The organism is Nocardia sp. PE-7 (assembly GCF_030486425.1).
GTDB classification, from domain to species: Bacteria; Actinomycetota; Actinomycetes; order Mycobacteriales; family Mycobacteriaceae; genus Nocardia; species Nocardia salmonicida_A.
Window position 1 is genome coordinate 4,795,565 of record NZ_CP129614.1, and the last position, 20,015, is coordinate 4,815,579.

At 67.7% G+C, this 20,015-nt stretch carries 19 protein-coding genes and 1 pseudogene; 5 read left to right on the forward strand and 15 right to left on the reverse strand.

Going from position 1 to position 20,015, the window contains the following annotated elements:
- The first annotated feature begins 21 nt into the window (after nucleotides 1–21).
- The gene (locus tag QX204_RS22610) at nucleotides 22–519 is read left to right on the forward strand and encodes a peroxynitrite isomerase (RefSeq protein ID WP_301902106.1); all 498 of its coding nucleotides are present in this window, start codon (nucleotides 22–24) and stop codon (nucleotides 517–519) included.
- 265 nt (nucleotides 520–784) lie between these two features.
- On the forward strand, nucleotides 785–979 hold the full coding sequence (locus tag QX204_RS22615) for a hypothetical protein (protein WP_301902107.1): 195 nt from the start codon (nucleotides 785–787) through the stop codon (nucleotides 977–979).
- Here the strand turns inward: QX204_RS22615 and QX204_RS22620 are convergent.
- The 5 genes from QX204_RS22620 to dxr form a co-directional block, all read right to left on the reverse strand.
- Nucleotides 973–2,763: a penicillin-binding transpeptidase domain-containing protein gene (locus QX204_RS22620; protein ID WP_301902108.1), complete on the reverse strand. Its 1,791-nt coding sequence runs from the start codon at nucleotides 2,761–2,763 to the stop codon at nucleotides 973–975. The two genes, QX204_RS22615 and QX204_RS22620, sit on opposite strands and share 7 nt — an antisense overlap.
- Before the next feature lie 56 nt (nucleotides 2,764–2,819).
- Nucleotides 2,820–3,683: a GNAT family N-acetyltransferase gene (locus QX204_RS22625; protein WP_082843988.1), complete on the reverse strand. Its 864-nt coding sequence runs from the start codon at nucleotides 3,681–3,683 to the stop codon at nucleotides 2,820–2,822.
- 78 nt (nucleotides 3,684–3,761) lie between these two features.
- Nucleotides 3,762–4,916 (reverse strand): flavodoxin-dependent (E)-4-hydroxy-3-methylbut-2-enyl-diphosphate synthase, encoded by a 1,155-nt coding sequence (gene ispG, locus QX204_RS22630; protein WP_056811752.1) that lies wholly within the window; start codon nucleotides 4,914–4,916, stop codon nucleotides 3,762–3,764.
- A 115-nt stretch (nucleotides 4,917–5,031) separates the two neighbouring features.
- Nucleotides 5,032–6,228 carry a M50 family metallopeptidase gene (locus QX204_RS22635; RefSeq protein WP_301902113.1) on the reverse strand — a complete coding sequence of 399 codons (1,197 nt, stop codon included), beginning with the start codon at nucleotides 6,226–6,228 and terminating at the stop codon, nucleotides 5,032–5,034.
- A gap of 148 nt (nucleotides 6,229–6,376) precedes the next feature.
- On the reverse strand, nucleotides 6,377–7,570 hold the full coding sequence (dxr, locus tag QX204_RS22640) for a 1-deoxy-D-xylulose-5-phosphate reductoisomerase (RefSeq protein ID WP_301902115.1): 1,194 nt from the start codon (nucleotides 7,568–7,570) through the stop codon (nucleotides 6,377–6,379).
- A gap of 95 nt (nucleotides 7,571–7,665) precedes the next feature.
- Here dxr and QX204_RS22645 point away from each other — a divergent pair, with 95 nt between their 5' ends.
- Nucleotides 7,666–7,935: a DUF2631 domain-containing protein gene (locus QX204_RS22645; RefSeq protein WP_301902117.1), complete on the forward strand. Its 270-nt coding sequence runs from the start codon at nucleotides 7,666–7,668 to the stop codon at nucleotides 7,933–7,935.
- Nucleotides 7,936–7,996: 61 nt separating this feature from the next.
- On the opposite strand, the gene QX204_RS22650 is transcribed toward QX204_RS22645, so the two are convergent.
- From QX204_RS22650 to QX204_RS22665, 4 genes and pseudogenes are all read right to left on the reverse strand, one after another.
- Complete coding sequence (locus QX204_RS22650; RefSeq protein WP_301902118.1) at nucleotides 7,997–8,959, reverse strand: LysR family transcriptional regulator; 963 nt, start codon at nucleotides 8,957–8,959, stop codon at nucleotides 7,997–7,999.
- A 379-nt stretch (nucleotides 8,960–9,338) separates the two neighbouring features.
- A pseudogene (locus QX204_RS22655) lies at nucleotides 9,339–10,157 on the reverse strand (serine/threonine-protein kinase); the annotation flags it as partial.
- A 97-nt stretch (nucleotides 10,158–10,254) separates the two neighbouring features.
- A complete protein-coding gene (locus QX204_RS22660; RefSeq protein WP_301902119.1) occupies nucleotides 10,255–11,871 on the reverse strand; it encodes a serine/threonine-protein kinase in 1,617 nt (538 codons plus the stop codon).
- Nucleotides 11,872–11,984: 113 nt separating this feature from the next.
- Nucleotides 11,985–12,407 (reverse strand): uL11 family ribosomal protein, encoded by a 423-nt coding sequence (locus QX204_RS22665; RefSeq protein ID WP_301902120.1) that lies wholly within the window; start codon nucleotides 12,405–12,407, stop codon nucleotides 11,985–11,987.
- A gap of 116 nt (nucleotides 12,408–12,523) precedes the next feature.
- On the opposite strand from QX204_RS22665, the gene QX204_RS22670 reads away from it, so the two are divergent.
- Complete coding sequence (locus QX204_RS22670) at nucleotides 12,524–13,327, forward strand: transglutaminase-like domain-containing protein (protein ID WP_301902121.1); 804 nt, start codon at nucleotides 12,524–12,526, stop codon at nucleotides 13,325–13,327.
- Between the two features lie 21 nt (nucleotides 13,328–13,348).
- Here the strand turns inward: QX204_RS22670 and rlmN are convergent, their stop codons facing one another.
- Nucleotides 13,349–14,458, reverse strand: a complete 1,110-nt coding sequence (gene rlmN, locus QX204_RS22675; protein WP_301902122.1) for a dual-specificity RNA methyltransferase RlmN — start codon at nucleotides 14,456–14,458, stop codon at nucleotides 13,349–13,351.
- Nucleotides 14,459–14,559: 101 nt separating this feature from the next.
- On the opposite strand from rlmN, the gene QX204_RS22680 reads away from it, so the two are divergent.
- Nucleotides 14,560–14,937, forward strand: coding sequence for a LapA family protein (locus QX204_RS22680; RefSeq protein ID WP_301902123.1), 378 nt, complete (start codon nucleotides 14,560–14,562; stop codon nucleotides 14,935–14,937).
- A gap of 3 nt (nucleotides 14,938–14,940) precedes the next feature.
- Here QX204_RS22680 and QX204_RS22685 read toward each other — a convergent pair whose 3' ends face one another.
- From QX204_RS22685 to rpsB, 5 genes are all read right to left on the reverse strand, one after another.
- Entirely contained in the window at nucleotides 14,941–15,825 is an 885-nt protein-coding gene (locus QX204_RS22685; RefSeq protein ID WP_301908079.1) for a phosphatidate cytidylyltransferase, read from the reverse strand.
- 111 nt (nucleotides 15,826–15,936) lie between these two features.
- Complete coding sequence (gene frr / locus QX204_RS22690; RefSeq protein WP_056815675.1) at nucleotides 15,937–16,494, reverse strand: ribosome recycling factor; 558 nt, start codon at nucleotides 16,492–16,494, stop codon at nucleotides 15,937–15,939.
- A gap of 49 nt (nucleotides 16,495–16,543) precedes the next feature.
- A complete protein-coding gene (pyrH, locus tag QX204_RS22695) occupies nucleotides 16,544–17,272 on the reverse strand; it encodes a UMP kinase (protein WP_056811778.1) in 729 nt (242 codons plus the stop codon).
- Between the two features lie 168 nt (nucleotides 17,273–17,440).
- The gene (gene tsf, locus QX204_RS22700; protein ID WP_301902125.1) at nucleotides 17,441–18,265 is read right to left on the reverse strand and encodes a translation elongation factor Ts; all 825 of its coding nucleotides are present in this window, start codon (nucleotides 18,263–18,265) and stop codon (nucleotides 17,441–17,443) included.
- 249 nt (nucleotides 18,266–18,514) lie between these two features.
- A complete protein-coding gene (gene rpsB, locus QX204_RS22705; RefSeq protein WP_301902126.1) occupies nucleotides 18,515–19,405 on the reverse strand; it encodes a 30S ribosomal protein S2 in 891 nt (296 codons plus the stop codon).
- Nucleotides 19,406–20,015 lie beyond the last annotated feature (610 nt).

The window sequence follows — 20,015 nt, forward strand, 5'->3', positions numbered from 1 at the left end:
CGCAGGGCTACGCTGTCGGCCGTGGTCGAACCTTCCCCCAACATCGCCCCGCATCCCGACATCGCCGCCCTGGCACCACTACTCGGTACCTGGCGCGGTCGGGGCAGGGGTGAATACCCGACCATCGAATCCTTCGACTACGTCGAGGAGATCACCTTCGGGCACCTGGGCAGACCGTTCCTCACCTACAAGCAGCGGACCAAGGCCGGCTCCGACGGCAGGCCGCTGCACGCCGAGACCGGCTACCTGCGCAGCCCGGCGCCCGGCCGGGTCGAACTCGTGCTCGCCCATCCGACCGGAATCACCGAGATCTGCGAAGGCACGATCACCGAAACGGTTGACGGAATTCGTCTGGAATTGAACTCCACGAATATCGGTCTGAGCGAATCGGCGAAGCCGGTTACCGCGGTGGGACGCTCATTCCATGTCACCGGCGACACCATCGAGTACACGTTGCGGATGGCGGCGGTCGGCGAATCTTTGCAGCATCACCTCGCGGCGACTCTGCAACGCGGCTGATACGCGTGAAATTCGGAAAGTTACCCGGGCACAACCTCTGATCAGTGCCTTTGCGCGATCGAAACCGATAATTCACCTTTTCATCACGGGTCGATAGCGGTTGTGTTCGAACACGCCCGCACATAGGGCAACAATTGTGTGTCGCTTGCTGCCGTCGCCTGTTGCCGCAGTAACGGCCGTTCTACGGTGGTGCTTCAGCTAATCCTCAGACAATCGAACGGCTGCACCGCGAACACGTCGAAACCCTGAATGTGGGAGACGAATTATGAGGCGTTCCACTCTGATCTTGACCACTGCGGGGATGATCCTCGGCGGCGCGGCCGCCATCGATGTCCTCGACAGCGCGGCCATGGGGGCCGCGCCCGAGCCCGTTGTCAGCTACAACGTGCTGCACGACACGGCGTCGTCGCACGCCGAAAGCACGTCGCTCGCGGTGGTCCGGGGCCTGACGACTCAGTAGCCGGCGGGCAGTGCGGCGAACATGTCCCGGGTGACCGCGACCGCGTTGTCGGAACTGCCGCCCTTGACCAACAGTGTCGCGAAGGCGATATCCCCGCGATAGCCGACGAACCACGAGTGCGATCCACCGTCGACTTCGGCTTCGCCGGTTTTGCCGTAGACCTCGCCCTGATCCCTGATGCGTTCGGCCGTGCCGCCGGTGACCACCATGCGCATCATCGAACGCAGCCCCTCGACCACCTCCGGCGCGATCGCGGGCCGATCGCCGGTGATCTCGGTCGGCCTGCCCGTGATCAGATACGGCACCGGCGCGGCCCCGTGGGCGACGGTCGCGGCCATCACCGCCATCCCGAAGGGGCTCACCACCACACGCCCCTGCCCGATGCCGTCCTCGGCGCGCTGCACGAGCCCCTCCGCTTTCGGCACCGAACCGGACATGGTGGGCAGTCCTTCGACCCGGTAGTCCTGGCCGACGCCGAGGCGTGCCGCCGCCTGCGTGAGCGCGTCGGGTTCGAGTTTGCTGGCGAGCCTGGCGAAGGTGGTGTTGCACGACCGCTCGTAGGCGGTCGCCATCGGCACGTCACCGACGGAGAACATGTTGTAGTTGGGGATGGTGCGTTCGCCGATGATGGTGCTGCTGGGACAGGGCAGCACCGTCTCGGGTGTGGCCAGCCCGGAAGCCATCGCCGCCGAGGCAGTGACCGTCTTGAAGATCGACCCCGGTGGATACTGTCCGCTGGTGGCCACCGGACCGTCACGGTCGGCGGCCTTGTTCTGGGCCACCGCGAGGATCGCGCCGGTCGACGGGCGGAGCACCACCATCATGGTCTGCTCGGTGCGCAGGTCCACGGCGTGCTGGGCGGAGTTCTGCACGAACCGGTCGATGCTCAGCGCGAACGAGGGTGCGGGTTGGGCCGCTTCCTCGTGCAGCACATCGAGATCGGCGCCGTCGGCATTGCGGGTGACCACACTCCAGCCCGCCTTCCCGTCGACCTCGGCGATCACCGTCTTGCGGACCTGGGTGAGCAGGTCGGGCGCGAACTTGCGGTCGGTGGGCACCATGTCCCACTCCTGGGTCAGCGTGACACCGGGCAGGCCGATCAGTTCGCCGCCGATGGTCTCGGCCTCGTACTCGTTGAGCAGCACCACGGTGTGCGCGCCGTCGGTCTTGCGCGCCGAGGTGAGGATGGTCTGCGGGGTGTAGGCGACCGGGTCGATGCGGCTCAGCGCCGCGGCGAGCGCTCCGGCGACCCGACTGGGGTCGGGGGCGTCGGCCACGGTGAACTTCACGCGCGAGACCTTGCCGGGAACCAGCACGTCGCTGCCCGCCGACTCGTTGACCCTGGCACGCGGCGCGGGGCGGGTGCGCAGTTCCATGCTCTGGGTGTCACCGAGTTTGGGGTGGATGTCGGCGGAACTCCAGCGGACCAGCCAGCGTCCGTCGCTGCGGCCCATCTGCAATTCGCCGGAATAGGTCCACTGGCGGCCTTTGGGCAGGGTCCACTCGTAGGTGTAGTCGACCGTGGCGGTGTCGCCGTTGACGCGCGCGTCGCCGGTGCGGATCGACAACTTCTCCGCCTGCAACGCCTGCCACGTCGAAGTCAGTGCCGCCGTGGCCTTCTCGGGCGCAGTGGTGAGTGCCGCCGCCGCGGCGAGATCGTGTTCGGCGAACGCCGCGGCGAAGGCGTCGGCGGCGGGCACCGGCCCCTGGGCGCCGGAAGAACAGGCGGTCGCCGCGACGGCGAGGGCGACCACCGCGCACGTGGTGAGCATCCGTGTCCTCATCGGCACCGATGGTAGCGGCGAAGAGCCCGCTGACCTCGACGCCACGCGCCGAAGTTTCAGTCCACCAATACGGTTGCGAAGGTAGCGATCTGGCGGAAACCCACTCGACTGTAGGCGCGCCGGGCGATCCGGTTGTAGTCGTTGACGTAGAGACTGGCTGTACGGCCTGTTGCCACAACGGCATTGGCGACAGACGCGGTGCCCGCGGTGCCCACCCCCGCGCCCCGGTAGTCGGGATGTACCCACACGCCCTGGATCTGGCCGGTCCGTCGCGACAGCGCGCCGATCTCGGCCTTGTAGACGACCTCGCCGTCTTCGAAACGTGCCCAGGCCCTGCCGGATTCGATGAGACTCTTGATCCGCCGCCGGTAGCCGCGACCGCCGTCACCGGCGCGCGGGTCGATGCCGACCTCTTCGATGAACATCGCGATCGCGGCGGTCAGGTAGCGGTCGATCTCGTCGGGTCGCACGCGGCGCACTCCCCCGTCGGCGCGCGCGGCGGCGGGCCTGGCCATCGCCAACAGGGGTTGATCGGCACGCAGCTCCCTCGCAGGCCCCCAGGACGGGAGCAGCATCTCCCACAGCGGCAGGGCGAGTTCCTGCCTGCCGACCACGGAGGAACACACTCGTGGCCAGCGGCCCGCTCGATCGGCGAACGCGCGTAAGGCCTGCTGGTCACCGCGCAGCGGAACCAGATTGGCGCCGGAGAAACACAGGGAGTCGGCCGGTCCGCCGCGGCTCCACAGCTCACCGGCGCCGGTTCGGGAGTCGAGCCCGAATTCCTGCACGCGGGCGGCGATCATGCACGAGGCCACCGGGTCGGTATCGAGGACGCGCAGCACTTCAGCCAGATCTCGCACGGCCACCGGACGCGCGGGAGCGGTTTTGGACCGTCGCGTCGGCTCCAGCAGACTCCGCACGGCACCAGCCTGCCACGAAAGCACGCCGAGCGGTACGGGTCCGCCGAATCCGTCGTAGGACTGTGAGTGGAGCGGGCTTCAGCTGACGGAGACAACGGGCTCGGCGCCCGGCTGCTCGCCCATCTCCTCGGCGATGCGCATCGCCTCTTCGATCAGGGTCTCCACGATCAGATGCTCGGGCACGGTCTTGATGACCTCGCCCTTGACGAAGATCTGCCCCTTGCCGTTGCCGGAGGCGACACCGAGATCGGCCTCGCGTGCCTCGCCCGGTCCGTTCACGACGCAGCCCATCACCGCGACGCGCAGCGGCACTTCCAGACCGTCCAGGCCGGCGGCGACCGCATCGGCCAGGGTGTACACGTCCACCTGGGCGCGTCCACACGACGGGCAGGACACGATCTCGAGCTTGCGCGGGCGCAGGTTCAGCGACTGCAGGATCTGGCTGCCGACCTTGATCTCCTCGGCGGGCGGCGCCGAGAGCGAGACACGGATCGTGTCGCCGATGCCCTCGCTGAGCAGCGCGCCGAAGGCCACCGCCGACTTGATCGTGCCCTGGAACGCCGGGCCCGCCTCGGTGACGCCGAGGTGCAGCGGATAGTCGCTCTGCGCGGCGAGCTGGCGGTAGGCCTCCACCATGATCACCGGGTCGTTGTGCTTGACCGAGATCTTGATGTCGCCGAAGCCGTGCTCCTCGAACAGGCTCGCCTCCCACAGCGCCGACTCCACCAGCGCCTCGGGCGTCGCCTTGCCGTACTTCTCCAGCATCCGCTTGTCCAGTGAACCCGCGTTGACGCCGATGCGGATCGGGATGCCCGCGGCGCCCGCGGCCTTGGCGACCTCGCCGACGCGACCGTCGAATTCCTTGATGTTGCCCGGGTTGACGCGGACGGCGGCGCAGCCCGCGTCGATCGCGGCGAAGATGTAGCGCGGCTGGAAGTGGATGTCGGCGATCACCGGGATCTGCGACTTCCTCGCGATCGTGGCGAGCGCGTCGGCGTCTTCCTGGCGCGGACAGGCCACCCGCACGATGTCGCAGCCCGAGGCGGTGAGCTCGGCGATCTGCTGCAGCGTGGCGTTGATGTCGTGGGTCTTGGTGGTGGTCATCGACTGCACCGAGATCGGCGAATCGCTACCGACGCCGACATTGCCGACCATCAGCTGGCGGGTCTTGCGCCGGGGTGCGAGAACAGCAGCGGGGGCGGCGGGCATCCCCAATCCGATTGTGCTGGTCACGTTCGGCTGCCTTCTTTCGTACGTTTCGCGGATCGACCTGGTTTGTTGTTGCCGAGCTTAGTCGCGCGGAGTGACCGGGCGCCCTGTGAGGGGCACGACACCGGTCATCTCGCTATCAGGGCAGCCGGATCGGGTTGACGATGTCGGCGGCCAGGGTCAGCAGCATGAACGCACCACCGATCACTACCGCCACATAGGTCACCGGGAGCAGCTTGAGATAATCGACGGGACCGCCGGGGGCCTTGCCGAGCCAGCCGCGGATCGTGTTGCGGATCTTCTCGTAGAGCACCACCGCGATATGCCCACCGTCCAGCGGTAGCAACGGCAGCAGATTGAACGCGCCGAGGAAGAAGTTCAGGCTGGCCAGGACCAGGATGAACATGCCCCACAGGCCACGCTCCGCGGTCTCGCCACCGATACGGCTGGCGCCGTAGACGCTGACCGGGGTCTCCGGGTCGCGCTCGCCGCCGGTGACCGCCTCCCACAGCGCGGACACCTTCTGCGGCATCTTCGCCAGCGACTTCACCGTCTCGACGAAGAAATCACCGGTGAACGAGACAGTGGCCGGAATCGCGGCGATCGGGCCGTACTGCTTCGGCTCGGCGTAGTCGGGGCCGACACCGACCGCGCTCACCTCTCGACTCGGGCCTTCCTTGGGCGAGCGCACGACCCGCTCCGGGGTGACCGAGACCGTCAGTGTGTCGCCGCCGCGTTCGATCTTGTAGGTGAACGGGCCGGTCTGCTTCTGGGTTTCGGCCTGGAACTGTGCCCAGGTGGTCACCTCGACGCCGTTCACGGCCTTCACCACATCACCGCGCTGCAGTCCGGCGCGCTGGGCGGGTCCTTCGCCGGTGCAGGGAGCGAGGGTCTTCTCGGGGGTCTCCTGCGCGACGCAGCTCATGGTGCCCAGCGCCGTGGCCGGTGGCTGCTCGAGCTGCGGTAGGCCCCAGCCGATCGCCAGGGCAACCAGCAGGATGAAGCCGAGCAGGAAGTTCATGCCGATACCGCCGAACATCACGACGAGGCGCTTCCAGGTCGACTGGCGATACATCGCCCGGTCGACTTCCTCCGGCTCCAGCTCGTCGAGTGCGGTCATGCCCGCGATATCGCAGAAGCCACCCAACGGCAGCGCCTTGAGCCCGTACTCGGTCTCCCCGCGACGGAACGAGAACACCTTCGGCCCGAAGCCGATGAAGTACCGGCGCACCTTCATGCCGGTGGCCTGCGCGGCCCACATGTGCCCGCACTCGTGCAGCGCGATCGAAATCGTGATGCCGAGCGCGAACAGTGCGAACCCGAGCGCGAAAACCATGTGACTCCTGTGTTCTTGGCGGCTGGCGCCGCGTGTTTTCGGCCTCGTCACCCCGAATCCGAGGGGCGATACTGCGCCTTCGGCGTTCCGTCTCGCCCCTCGGATCCGGGGCGGCCGAAAACGTGGTGGTCTCGCTAGTCCGTCGGGGTCAGGGCGTCGTTTTCGCGGCGATGATTTCTGCCGCGTACTCCCTTGCCCAGCGGTCGGCCGCGAGGACGTCGTCCAGGGTATCGGGTTCGGCGTGCCAACGGTCGGCGGCCTCTACCGCGCGGGTGACGGTGCGCACGATGGCGGGGAAGGTGATCTTGCCGTCGAGGAATGCTTGGACGGCGACCTCGTTGGCGGCGTTGTAGACCGCGGTCACGCTGCCGCCCGCTTCACCCGCCTGCCGGGCCAGGCGGACCGCGGGAAAGACCTCGTCGTCGACCGGCTCGAAGGTCCAGGTGGAGGCGGTGCCGAAATCGCAGGCCGCGGCCGCGCCGGAGATGCGGTCGGGCCAGCCGAGCGCCAGGGCGATGGGCAGTTTCATATCAGGGGGGCTGGCCTGGGCGAGGGTCGAGCCGTCGACGAAGGTGACCATCGAGTGGACGATCGACTGGGGGTGGACTGTGACGTCGATGCGGTCGTAGGGCACGCCGAAGAGCAGGTGCGTCTCGATCAGCTCCAGACCCTTGTTGACCAGCGAGGCCGAGTTCAGGGTGTTCATCGGGCCCATCGACCAGGTCGGGTGGGTTTTCGCCTCGGCGGGGTTCACCGATTCGAGCATCTCGGTGGTCCAGCCGCGAAACGGTCCGCCCGAGGCGGTGAGAACGAGGCGGTCGACCTCCTCGGCGCGACCGCCGCGCAAGCACTGGGCCAGCGCCGAGTGCTCGGAGTCGACGGGCACGATCTGGCCGGGAGCGGCCGCGCGCGTCACCAGGGAGCCGCCCGCCACCAGGGATTCCTTGTTCGCCAGCGCGAGACGGGTCCCCGCCTGCAACGTGGCCAGGGTGGGTTCCAGCCCCAGCGAACCGACCAGGGCGTTGAGCACGACGTCGGCGTCGGTGCGGCGGACCAGTTCGGTCACCGCGTCCGGGCCGCCGAGCTCGAGATCGAGCGCCTGGGCGGCGGCGGGATCGGCGACGGCGACATTGCGGGTGCCGGTGGCCGCCATCTGCTCGGCGAGCAGGGCCGGGTTGCCGCCGCGCGCCGCCAGGCCGACCACTTCGAAGCGGTCGGGATTGGCGGCGATCACCTCGAGCGCCTGAGTACCGATCGACCCGGTACTGCCGAGAAGCAGCACCTTCACCCGATCGGTGGACGGGGACCTGTCGTGCGCGGCACGCGTTGTGGGGTGGGACACGGGCCCATTGTGGCAGGGCTGCTGGCTACGACGGACGGTCGTATGCCACGATATGCTCACTCGCCCAACCAGAACTCGAGCCCTTAGGAGCGATCGTGGCAGCCACGGACCTCGATAAAGCCAGCACCGAGCGTGCCGTCGCCACCAGCGTCGACCCCGCCGAGGTGCCCTCGGCAGCATGGGGCTGGAGCGGTGAGTCGCGCAAGACCTTCCGCATCGCGGCGTGGGTAGTGATCGTGGCCCTGCTCGGCATGACCATCGGCAACCACCAGGGCCACGTCGAGGACATCTTCCTCGTCGGCCTGGCCGCTCTGATGGCGCTCATCCTGGTCGTCGACTCGCTCACCCGGCGGATGCCGAGGTAGCTCCTCGACCGACAACGTCCACGCCTGCGGCAATCATTTCGCGCCGCAGGCGTTTCGTGTGTCAGCGGCCGCGGCGGGCAGGCTTGCGACCACGCGCGGCGGGCTTCTTCGGCGTCGGCTTCTTGGCGGCGGGCTTCTTGGCCGCCGGTTTGCGAGCGGGAGCCGCGGCGCGCTCTTCCGGTTCCGCCACGCCGCCGCGCGAGCTGTTCGCCGACCGGCCCCGCACGATGCCGACGAACTCCTCGAGCAGATCACTGTCGGTCCCGGTGGGCCAGGCCAAAGCGATCTCGGTGAACTCGGTGTCGCTGATCGGGCGGTAGACGAGGTCGCGGCGATTGTGCAGGCGAGCGATCGACTGCGGCATGATCGCCGCGCCGCCGACGGCGGCGACCAAGGCGAGAGTGTCGACGGCCTGATCGAGATCGGCGCTGTCCTGGATCGTCTCGTCGACCAGGTCTGCCGGGCTGATCGACTCGAGCAACGACAGCGCGTCCTCCTTCCGCACCACCGCGACGGGCGTCTCCTGCCACAGCGGGATCGCGTTCGTCACGGTCCGGTCGATGGGCAACCGGACGAAGCACAGATCGATGCGGCCCTCGCGCAGCGCCGATTCCTGCTCGCCCTGCGCCACGCCGACGACCTCGAGCGGATGGTCCGGCAGGCGTTCACCCCAGATCCGCGCCCACTTCGACACCGTCACCCCCGGCACGAACCCCACCCGCAGGCTCGCGGGCGCGTCGGGCTTCTGCTCCCGATCGGCCTGCTCCTGCGCGCGGATCAGGTCCCTGGCGCGGGTGAGCAGAGCGTTGCCGTCGTCGGTGAGCTGAGTGGGCGAGGCGCCGGGCACGAACACGCGGGTGCCGAGTTCTTCCTCCAGCTCGATCACGGTGGCGCTCAGTGCCTGCCGCGGGATCCGCAGGGCTTTGGCCGCGCGCGCGAAGTGCAACTCCTCGGCCACGGCGACGAAACGACGCAACCGGTCGAGGTCGATGGAGTCGGCGGCGGTGACGTCGAAGTCGCTCATTCTGACCAGAATATGGCACCCGCCGATCCGCTCGGCGGGCCGATCAGAGGTTTGCCAGCAGCGCGATCACTCCGGCGACCACGATGATCACGACGAGCAGGAGCGCATAGGCGCCCAGGGCCGATCCCCAGCCACCTCGTTGCGGCGGCGGATTCGGTATCCGGGCCGGTTGCTGCCAATGCTGCGGCGCGGGTGCGTACTGCGGCGGGGGTGCGTATTGCGGCTGCGGAACCCGCGGGGGCATCGGCGCGGGGTTGAACTGCGGGATGGGCGTGCCCGTCGAACTCACCGGACGCATGGGCTGCATGCCGACGAACGGCTGAGCGTGCGCGCCCGAGGTCGGGCGGGCGAGCGGGCGAGCCCCGGTGGTTCCGGTGCGCACAGCCCGCTGAGCGGCGTCGACGAACTCCTCGCACGAGGCGAACCGGTCGGCGGGCCGCTTGGCCAGCGCGCGCGCCATCACGGCGTCGAGCACCTGCGGCAGACCCGCGCGACGCGGACTCACCGGGGGTGGCGGCGCTTGCAGATGACCGGTGATCACCGCGGCCGGACTGGTCGATTCGTAGGGCGCGCTGCCGGTCAGCAGCGTGTACAGCGTGCAGGCGAGGGAGTACTGGTCGGCGCGGTGATCGAGGGCGGCGCCGGTGAGCTGCTCGGGCGCGGCGTAGGCCAGCGTGGCGGTGAACGAGCCGGTCTCGGTCAGGTGACCCGAATCGTCGCGTAGCCGCGCGATGCCGAAGTCGGTGAGATACACCCGCTCCTGGCTGCTCGAACGCGCCAGCAGGATATTGGCGGGCTTCACGTCGCGGTGCAGCACACCCGCGCGGTGCGCGTAGTCGAGCGCGGCGGCGGTCTCACCGATGATCTGCAGCGCCCGGTCCGGCGGCAGCGTGTGCGGATCCAGCGAGGAGGCGTCGATCCCGTCGATGTACTGCATGCTGATCCACAGCTGGTCACCCTCGACCCCGCGATCGAACACGGTCACGATATTCGGATGATCGAGCTGGGCGACCAGGTCGGCTTCCCGCTCGAACCTGGCCCGGATCTCTTTGTCGGAGAACAACTCCCGATTCAGCAGCTTCAGCGCGGTCCACCGAGGCAGACGCGGATGCCTGGCCAGATACACCGACCCCATCCCGCCCTGACCCAGCTGCCGGTCGATCGTGTAGCCGGCGAACACCGTCCCGTCAGAAACCACTCTGACCCCCGAATCTCGCTCTTCGTCCGACGGCTGGACCCTACCAAAGCGCCGTTCGCGACGTCGCGGGCATCGGAGCAGCGGAGGGGGCGTGAATTCAGCCCAGCGGAAAGCTCGCGACGTCGGCGACAAGGATCGGCATGTTCGCCTCCACCGTGTGGCCCGGGAACGGCGTGACGCCGGAACCGCGGTAGAACAGCAGCACCCAGCGGGCGCGTGCTGGTTCGGAGAACGTCGAGATGATCGCGGAGCCGTTGTACCGGCCGTCGGCGGATTGTTCCCTGCGGTCATCGGTGCGGGTACCAGTCGACGACTGGCCGTGGTCCTTCGTTTCCCGACGGAACCGTGCGACAACCGCGGCGGCGGCGTCGGCCGTCGGGTAGGTATAGAACGCGTAGTGGGTATCGACCATCTTCTGGTCCGAGCACGTCCGACTCGCCTCGTAGCCGCCGAACGTCTTGGTCCACGGATCGCCGTACCCCAGCGGCTTCACCGTGGCCGAGCAGTTTCGACCCCCGAAACCGCGGCCGTAGCTGTAGCCGGCAGGCGTCATCTGAGGGAAGGCCTCGTGTAGGGCATCCAGGTCCTGATGTCCCTGTGATCGCTGCAGGAAGTCGGCAAGGGCGGACTGCTTGTCCTGCCACACCCAATACCCGGCCCCGAGTACCGATGCCACCACCAGCAAGAGGACGATCGGCATCCGACTACGTCGCCGCACCGGCATCGGATGGCCCGGATTCGGCTGCGCGGGCATAGCGAACGGGGACTGCGCATACCCCGAATACGGTTGGGGCACAGCTGCGTGTGACGCCTGAGGATGTCGAGCGAGGTGACTCCGCTGTGGGCCTCGGGGCATCGAGTGCCCGGCGAACACAGTGGGTTGCGCACCGGTTTCGCTGAGCGCACGCCGCGCCGCGGCCGCGAACTCCGCACACGAGTCGAAGCGGTCGGTAGCGCGTTTGGCCAGGGCGCGGGCTAGGACGGCGTCCAGTCCGGCGGGTAGGTCTGGACGGCGGGCGCGCAGGGACGGCGGCGGGGTCTGGAGGTGTCCCTGGATGACCATGACGGGGTTGGTGGCATCGAATGGAGAAACGCCGGTCAGCAACGAGTACAGGGTGCAGGCGAGGGCGTACTGGTCGGCGCGGTGGTCGAGATGGGCGCCGGTGAGTTGCTCGGGGGCCGCGTAGGCGAGGGTGGCGGTGAACGAGCCCGTCCGGGTGAGGTGGTGGACGTCGTCGCGCGGGCGGGCGATGCCGAAGTCGGTGAGCACGACGCGTTCTTTGCCGTCGACATCAGCGAGGAGGATGTTGGCCGGTTTCACGTCGCGGTGCAGGACGCCGCTGCGATGCGCGTGGTCGAGCGCAGCCGCCGTGGCCTCGACGATATGCAGGGCACGCTCGGCCGTAACGGGGTGTTCGATGGTCGCCGCGTCGACGCCGTCGACGAACTGCATGCTGATCCAGAGGCGCCCGTCATCGATGCCGCGGTCGTACACCGTGACGATGTTGGGGTGCTCCAGTTGCGCGGCGAGGTCGGCCTCGCGCTCGAACCTGGCACGAATCTCGTTGTCGGCGAACAGCTCCGGGTTCAGTAGCTTGAGCGCGGTCTGCCGTGGGAGGCGCGGATGCCTGGCCAGATACACCGACCCCATCCCGCCGCGCCCCAGCTGCCGCTCGATCGCGTACCCGGCGAAGACGTCCCCCGTCGCAAGCATGGTCCCCCGTTGTCCGCTGAATCGGTTCCCCGGCCGCCGACGGGATATCCGCACCGACGACCGCCACCAACCCTAACGGCGCGAGTACCGAGGACCGCCATCACGGCCTCGGCTCACTCCTCGACCCGCACACCCATCGACCGCGCGGTGCCTGCGACGATGCGCATCGCCGCCTCCACATCGGTGGTATTCAGGTCGGGCAGTTTACGGATCGCTATGCGGCGCAATTGGTCCCGGCTGAGCGCGCCGACCGGTTTGTGGCCGGGCTGCGGGGACCCCGGTCGGCCGAGTGCGTTACGGATCAAGGATGCCGTCGGCGGGGTCTTGAGCCGCATCGTCCAGCGTTTGCGGGCGTCGATCGTGATGACGGCGGGAATGATCTCGCCGCGCCGGTCCGCGGTCGCGGCGTCGTATCGTCGTTTGACCTCGAAGGGTGGGACGCCGGTCGGACCGAGCATCTTGCCGAGGATCATCAATGAGGCGTTCCCGGCTTCGAGCTCGAGAGTGACTGTGACAGAGGCTGTTTCGCGCACCATAGTCAACGATCTCGGACGCACGCGTCGATCCGGTCCCGCGACGATAACGCCTGGGCCGCAACCCGCTCGCGCGGTTCGGTTCGCCTGATTCCGATTCGCCTGTCAGTCTGTTGGGCGTGAAACGTGATGTTTCCGCACGCCTCGAGGTCGCGGTCCATGCCGATTCGGTGCTGCAGTGTCAGATCGCTGTCGCCCGCCAGCCCGGGCTCGACCTGATCGAGTCCATGACGTGCTCGCTCAACGGCGAGTTCCTCACGCCGCGCGAAGTGGTGGGCGCGCACGGTTCCCGGATCCACGTGCTCGACGTGCGGGCGGGCACCCTCCGCATCGACTATCAGGCGACCGTCCTCGGCACCGCCGTTCTCGAGCCGCCCTCCGACTACGACCTCTCGCTGTACCGACGACCCAGCCGCTACGCCGAGTCGGACAAGCTACTCGGCTTCGCCGCGGCCGAATTCGGTTACGGCATCGCCGATCCCGAGGTGGCCAACCGCGTCTCGTCGTGGATCGGCCGGCGGATCACCTATGTCTCGGGCAGCAGCACGCCCATCGACGGCGCGGTGGAGACGCTGTTGTCCGGCACCGGCGTCTGCCGCGACTTCTCACACCTGATGGTCGCGCTGCTGCGCGCCGTCGGCGTCCCCGCCAGGGTCGCCGCGGTCTACGCGCCGGGCTGCGTACCGATGGACTTCCACGCCGTCTGCGAGGCCTACATAGACGGCAAGTGGCACACCTACGACCCCACGGGCCTCGCGCCGCGCTCGAGCCTGGTGCGCATCGCCACCGGTCGCGACGCCTCCGACATCGCCTTCCTGGACAACCACGGCGGCGACATCACCCTGAACTTCATGTCGGTCAACGCCTTCGTCGCGGGCCCGCTCCCCTACGACGACTTCGTCACGCCGAGCAGCATCGTCTGATCGGCGCAGACGCGTAGGTGCCTAGCCCTCGGCCGCGAGCTGACCGCAGGCGGCAGCGATCTCCTGGCCGCGGGTATCGCGCACCGTGCACGACACGCCCTGGGCGATCACGCGGCGCACGAACTCCTTCTCGACCGGCTTGGGGCTGGCATCCCACTCGCTGCCCGGCGTCGGGTTGAGCGGAATCAGGTTCACGTGCACCAGCGGACCCAGCGCCTTGTGCAGCTTCTTACCGAGCAGGTCCGCCCGCCACGGCTGATCGTTGATATCGCGGATCAACGCGTACTCGATCGACACCCGCCGACCGGACTTGTCGGCGTAGTAGCGTGCGGCGTCGAGCACCTCGGCGATGGACCAGCGGTTGTTCACCGGCACCAAGGTGTCGCGCAGTTCGTCGTCGGGGGTGTGCAGCGATACCGCGAGGCGCACCGACATGTCCTCGTCGGCCAGCTTGCGGATCGCCGGCGCGAGGCCGACGGTCGACACGGTCACCGACCGCTGCGAGATGCCGAGTCCGTCGGGAGCGGGCGAGGTGATCCGGCGAACCGCGTTCACCACCCGCTTGTAGTTGGCCAGCGGCTCGCCCATCCCCATGAACACGATGTTGGACAGCCTGCCCGGACCACCGTGCACCTCGCCGTCGCGTAGATCGGCCGCGGCCGCGCGCACCTGGTCGACGATCTCCGCGGTCGACAGGTTACGGGTGAGCCCCGCCTGTCCGGTCGCGCAGAACGGACATGCCATACCGCACCCGGCCTGGCTGGAAATGCACAGCGTATTGCGGTCGGGGTAGCGCATGAGCACGCTCTCCAACAGCGTCCCGTCATGCGCCTTCCACAGCGTTTTGCGGGTATCGCCCTCATCGCAGGCGATATTGCGCACCACCGACAGCAGCGGCGGGAACAGCGTCTCGCCGACCTTCGCGCGCACATCGGCGGGCAGGTCGGTCATCAGCGCCGGATCGGACTGCAGGCGACCGTAGTACTGGCGGGCCAACTGGTCGGCCCGGAACTTCGGCAATCCCAGCTCCTGCACCGCGGCCTTGCGTTCGTCCGAGTCGAGATCGGCGAGGTGGCGCGGTGGCATGCCGCGGCGCGGGGCATCGAACACGAGGGGCAGGGAGATGGCCATAGTTTCACCATTGTCCCAAACGCGCCGTCATGGTCTCCACGCCGGGCAACGTTATCGACAAGATGCGTGCACGAGCGATAGCGGTCGGCAATGATCGAACTATGAGTACACACGCAGAATCCGGTGCGTCACCGGCCGAGCACGACCCGCCGCCGACCGATCTCACCGGCAAGCACAGCAAGCCCGCCGAACCCGCGAAGCCGGCGACCGAACCGGTCTCTGCCCCGCGCGACGCCGTGCACGGATCGCGCACCGGCTACACCTGGATCGCGTTGCTGGCTGCGGCCCTGCTCGGCATCGTCTTGCTGATCTTCATCATCCAGAATCTCGACAAGGTCCGGACCAACCTGCTGTTCTGGCACTTCGAACTGCCGCTCGGCGTCACCGTGTTGCTGTCGGTGATCGCGGGCGCGCTGGTGATGGGCCTGGTCGGCGGGGTTCGCATCCTGCAGCTGCGGCACGCCGCCAAGAGGTCGTGACGCTCAGATCAGCGCGCTGAGGACCAGCCAGGAGACGAACGCCGAGGGCAGCATCGAGTCGAGGCGATCCATGATGCCGCCGTGCCCCGGCAGCAGCGTCCCCATGTCCTTGATGCCGAGTTCCCGCTTGATCTGCGATTCGATCAGATCACCGATGGTCGCCACGGCCACCAGGCCGACACCGAGCACGACACCGATCATCGAGTTGGCCTCGAGCAGCAGCGTGACGGTCAGCAGACCGCCGATCACGCTGAACACCAGCGAACCGCAGAACCCCTCCCACGACTTCTTCGGACTGATCGCGGGCACCATCGGATGCCTGCCGAACAGCACACCGGCGACATAGCCGCCGACATCGGAGCACACGACCAGGATCATGAACGTGAGTACCCGCAGATTGCCGTCGGGTTCGAGCAGCAGCAACGTCGAGAACGAGGCCAGCAGGGGGATCCAGGCGAGGGTGAACACGGCGATCGCGGTGTCACGCAGGAAGTTCTTCGGCGCGGTACCGAGTCCGTGATCGAACAGTCGCCACACCATGCACACCAGCGCGGTGGCGGCGAACGCGCCGAGCACCCCGCTCGCCCCCCACGGCCAGCCGAGCCAGAACACCGCCTGACCGCCCACCAGCAGCGGAATCCGCGGCACCAGCACGTCCGCTTCGCGCAGCCGCTTGGTGACCTCCCAGGTCGCGACTCCCACACCGAGACCCGCGACCGCGATGAACACCTTCGGGACGAACAGCAGGATCGCGATCAGCGACAGCCCGAGCGTCAGCCCGACAGCCAGCGCCGCGGGCAGATTGCGCCCGGCCCGTGAGGCCGGGGCAGGCGGCTGCTCGTCCTGCGGCGTGGCCGCGGTCGCCGTCTCCTCGACCTTGTCCGGCATGGGATCCGGTGCCGCCCCGGTGGCGGCGGCGTCTTCGGCCACGATTGTCCCGTCGCTCAACTCGTCGTTCCGTTCATCCCCCGCACGAGCGGGACTGGCGAGATCTGGCGCTCAGACCTCGAGCAGTTCGGCTTCCTTGTGCTTGACCAGCTCGTCGACCTGGGTCACGTACTTGGCGGTGGTCTTGTCGAGCTCCTTCTCGGCGCGCCCGACCTCATCCTCACCCGCTTCGCCATCCTTCTGGATGCGGCTCAGTTCGTCCATCGCCTTGCGGCGGACGTTGCGAATCGAGACCTTGGCGTCCTCGCCCTTGCTCTTGGCCATCTTCACCATCTCGCGGCGACGTTCTTCGGTGAGCTGCGGCACCGAGATGCGCAGGATGTCACCGTTGTTGGTCGGATTCACGCCGAGGTCGGAGTTGCGGATGGCGTTCTCGATCAGACCGAGCGAGCTCTGCTCGTAGGGCTTGATCACGACCATGCGCGGCTCGGGCACGGTGATGCTCGAGACCTGGGTGATCGGCGTCAGCGAGCCGTAGTACTCGATCAGCACGCGGGTGAACATGCCCGGGTTGGCGCGACCGGTACGGATGCTGCCCAGGTCGTCCTTCGCCACCGTGACGGCCTTGTCCATCTTCTCTTCGGCATCGAAGAGCGCTTCATCAATCACGACCGAATCCTCCACAGCGTCGTCATCGTCATCGTCCGCGGGTGCGGGGTCACGACCGAACCAGGGTGCCGATGGGTTCACCGGCGACCGCGCGGGCAATATTGCCCTTGATCAACAAATTGAACACCAGCATCGGCATCTGGTTGTCCATGCAGAGACTGAACGCGGTGGCATCGGCCACCTTCAGGCCCTTTTCGATCACTTCCTTGTGGGTGATCTCGGTGAACATGCTCGCATTCGGGTCGACGCGCGGGTCGGCGTCGAACACGCCGTCGACCGCCTTGGCCATCAGCACCACATCGGCGCCGATCTCCAGCGCGCGCTGGGCGGCGGTGGTGTCGGTGGAGAAGTAGGGCATGCCCATGCCCGCGCCGAAGATCACGACGCGGCCCTTCTCGAGGTGGCGCTTGGCGCGCAGCGGCAGGTAGGGCTCGGCGACCTGGCCCATCGTGATGGCGGTCTGCACGCGGGTGTCCACACCCTGCTGCTGAAGGAAATCCTGGAGGGCGAGGCTGTTCATCACGGTGCCGAGCATGCCCATATAGTCGGAACGGGCCCGCTCCATGCCGCGTTCCTCCAGCTCGGCACCGCGGAAGAAGTTGCCGCCGCCGATCACCACGGCCACCTGCACGCCGGTCTCGACGATCTCGGCGATCTGCTCGGCCACCGTCTGCACGACGTCGGGGTCGAGGCCGACCCCACCGCCACCGAACATCTCCCCACCCAGCTTGAGCAGCACCCGGTGGTATCCAGGGCGGTCGTTACCCGGGTCGGTCATGGGTGTCGGTCTCCTTCGGCGAGGTCGAGAGCGGGGCGAGCAGGCGGCATCCATCCTGCCCTATCAGGTTGCGGTCACCCAGAAGTGGGGTCGGTCGATCGACGAGGAAAGCCCCTCCAGCGCGGCATCACACCGCGCCGAAGAGGCTTTTCGTGGAATTCAGGCGGATCAGGCCTGGCCGACCTCGAAACGAGCGAAACGCTTCACGGTCACGCCCGCCTCTTCCAGAAGCGCCTTGACGGTCTTCTTGGAGTCGGTGACGGCGGACTGCTCGAGCAGCACGACGTCCTTGAAGAAGCCGTTCACGCGGCCTTCGGTGATCTTCGCCAGCGCGGCTTCGGGCTTGCCCTCTTCGCGCGCGGTCTCCTCGGCGATGCGACGCTCGGCGTCGACGACGTCGGCGGGCACCTCCTCGCGGGTCAGGTACTTGGCCTTGAGCGCGGCGACCTGCATGCCCGCGGCACGCGCGGCGTCGGCAGCGCCGTCGCCGGTGCCCTCGTACTCCACCAGCACGCCGACGGCGGGCGGCAGGTCCGAAGCACGCTTGTGCAGGTAGGTGGCGACCGGGCCGTCGAAGGACACGACGCGACGCAGTTCCAGCTTCTCGCCGATCTTGGCCGACAGCGCCTGCACGGCGTCGTCAACGGTGCCGTCGGTCAGCTTGAGCGCCTTGAGGGCGTCCAGGTCGGCCGGCTTGCCCGCGGCGGCCGCGGTCACGATCGCGTCGGCCAGCTGCTGGAACTCGGCGTTCTTGGCGACGAAGTCGGTCTCGCAGTTGATCTCGACCATGACGCCGTCCTTGGCGATGACCAGACCCTCGGCGGTCGCACGCTCGGCACGCTTGCCGACGTCCTTGGCGCCCTTGATGCGCAGCACCTCGACAGCCTTGTCGAAATCGCCGTCGGAGTCGGCCAGCGCGTTCTTGCAGTCCATCATGCCGGAGCCGGTGAGCTCCCGGAGCCGCTTCACATCAGCAGCGGTGTAGTTCGCCATCGGGGGCGAGCCTCCTGTAATTTTTGGCGGCTGGCGCCGCGGATTCTCGGCCCTGTGGGCCTCGATCTTCCTTCCCGGCGGGCACTCCTTCGTCGCACCCTCTGGTCAGTCCAGATCGAGGCGGCCGAGAAACCAGCGAAGATATCTCGGCCGAGGCCATGCACTTACTTGTTCGGGTATTACGCCACCTTGCCGACCGCATCTGAATTCAGACGGGTCGGCAAGGTGAACAGTGCGCTACCGGTCAGCTCAGAAGTCGGCCGGGGTGTGCTGTGCCGGGTCGGCCTTGACCTCGGCCTCGGCCTCGGCCGGGGTCTCGGTGGCGGGGGCCTCGGTCGCGGCAGCGACATCGGCTTCGGCAGCCGGGGTCGCCGAGGACAGGAGCTCCTGCTCCCACTCGGCCAGCGGCTCGCCTGCGCCGGCTTCGGGCTTCGCGTCGCCGGAAGCCTGGCCCGCGCGGGCCTGCACGCCCTCGGCCACCGCGGAGGCGACGACCTTGGTGAGCAGTGCGGCGGAACGGATCGCGTCGTCGTTACCCGGGATCGGGTAGTCGACCAGGTCGGGGTCGCAGTTGGTATCCAGGATCGCGATGACCGGGATGTTCAGCTTGCGCGCCTCGCCGACGGCGATGTGCTCCTTGTTGGTATCGACGATCCAGATGGCCGAGGGAACCTTGGCCATGTCACGGATACCGCCGAGGGTGCGGTCCAACTTGGTCATCTCACGCGTGAGCATGAGGATTTCCTTCTTGGTACGACCCTCGAAGCCACCGGTCTGCTCCATCGCCTCGAGTTCTTTGAGGCGCTGCAGGCGCTTGTGCACGGTGGAGAAGTTGGTGAGCATGCCACCCAGCCAACGCTGGTTGACGTAGGGCATTCCGACGCGCAGCGCCTCGGAAGCGATCGACTCCTGGGCCTGCTTCTTGGTACCGACGAAGAGGACGGTGCCACCGTGGGCGACAGTCTCCTTGACGAACTCGTAGGCCTTGTCGATGAAGGTCAGCGTCTGCTGCAGGTCGATGATGTAGATGCCGTTGCGGTCGGTGAAGATGAACCGCTTCATCTTCGGGTTCCACCGACGAGTCTGGTGGCCGAAGTGCGCGCCGCTGTCGAGCAGCTGCTTCATAGTTACGACAGGCATAGCCTTCGTATCTCTCTTTCGTTGCCGGTTGTCGCGGTCGATCGGCGATCGACTGCCCTGGCGCCACCGAAACCGCCGGACCCGATTCGAAGAATCCGGGACCAGCCGACGATTTCCCTGTTCATCCGATGGAGAACTCGCGCTGACATGCCCTCGCGGACCGTCTGCTTTGCGAGCGACGACCGGATGGACGAGCACGGGTGGCGCGCGAAGTCGGTCCGTGCTGTGCACACGCAATGGCTGCTGAGCACAAACCGCTTGTTCAGTCTACGCGGACCAGGGCCAGGTCCGAAATCGCCCCCGGGCAACGGCCGCCCTTCACGGATGAAGTGGGCGATATCCACAAGCGGGAAAGTTGTCCACAATCCCGAAATCGTTGTCCCGGCAGGGTTGCCCAGCGCCCAGAGTTGGGACATGAACACGTTGACACGCACCCTGATCACTACGTTTCCGCTGCTCTGCGCAGCTGGTGTCGCTGCCGCGCCTGCGGCTGCGCATCCCGATATCGGCGCTCCGCCGACCACTCGACCTACGGTCGATGCCGACCACCCGAGGTGCGCGGGAAGCGGCCCGGGGGGACCCGTTGTGCTCGCCCGGCCACCCGAGCGGA